Below are 1,110 nucleotides of genomic sequence, written 5' to 3' on the forward strand. Positions count from 1 at the left end.
GGGAAGAGCGACCCGTCCGGCCGCTGTGCGATAGCCTCGACGCCACGCACCGGCCGATTTTCGTTGAGTGCGATCGCCATCGGACATTGGTCGTGAGGCAGCGGCTCGCCGTCTGGGGTGAAGAGCCGAAACGTCACACACCATTCATCCTTGCCGATCTTTGGCTCGCGGCCAGCCAACTCGGCCGCCGCTCGATTGTAGTAGGTGATCTTCCCCTTAGCGTCCGTCGTGTAGATCGCCACCGGTAGCGCATCCAGGATCTGGTTGAATCGGGCCTCCTGTTGACCCAAAGCTCGCTCGGCCGTCTTCAGGGGCGTCACGTCGACGGTGAAGCAGCGGGTATGGACCAGTTGGCCGTCCTTGAAGTACCCACTCGAACTGACTTCCACGTGTTTGATCGACCCGTCCCGGGCCTTCAGCCGCGCGGGATAGCGGTGAACCTTCTCGCCGCGTTTGAGGCGATCCATGATGTCGTGGATGACAGCTTCCTCTTCGTAGAAGCCAGCGATCTCATGGCCGATGTAGTCGCCGGGTTCATAGCCCAACAGACTCAATTCGGCGGAATTCGCATGAACGATGAGGCCGTCCCCGTCGACGACGTGCAGGCCGACTGCAGCGTTTTCGAAGAAGTCTTCATAATTGACTGCTGAGGTCTCAAGGTCGTCTGCCAACCCGGCCGGGTTAACCTTTCCCATGTATGTCCTGCTACTACCGCGTTGAGCTGCGTAGGAACTCCGGACGCGCCGCATGGTTCCCTCAGCTGCGGGCGGTGTCTTGCTAGCTTGCTTCGGGAGGGCTCCGATGGAGCCCTCCTCAGGCTGATGTCAGGCGGCTTCCGCGACCGCCCGATCGTTGACGCCCCCTTCGCCGAGCGTCGTCAGGGCCTCGTCGGTCGCCTTTTCCTCATCGAGCGTGGCGTTCAGGAGCTGTACAACGTCTTCCTTGCCCAGCGACTTCGCCCACGCAATCAACGTGCCGTAGCGCGCGATTTCATAGTGTTCAACAGCTTGGGCCGCGCCTACAAGCCCGGCGTCGAGCGACGGGGAGCCCTTGTACTCCTCGAGGACTTCGGCCCCCTCCTCCAGGATGCCGTCGATCGCGGGGCAGGTT

General features: G+C 61.9%; 2 protein-coding genes. Both read right to left on the reverse strand.

Annotated features, from left to right (window positions below; translation table 11 throughout):
- Positions 1-695: PAS domain S-box protein (locus tag EOA24_RS38885; RefSeq protein WP_127410875.1), on the reverse strand; the 695-nt coding region annotated here is incomplete at its 3' end.
- 129 nt (positions 696-824) lie between these two features.
- Positions 825-1,110 (reverse strand): DUF892 family protein (locus tag EOA24_RS38890; protein ID WP_133374960.1); only part of this gene is annotated, 286 nt, incomplete at its 5' end.

Source organism: Mesorhizobium sp. M2A.F.Ca.ET.039.01.1.1 (assembly GCF_003998035.1).
In the GTDB taxonomy this organism is placed as follows: Bacteria; Pseudomonadota; Alphaproteobacteria; order Rhizobiales; family Rhizobiaceae; genus Mesorhizobium.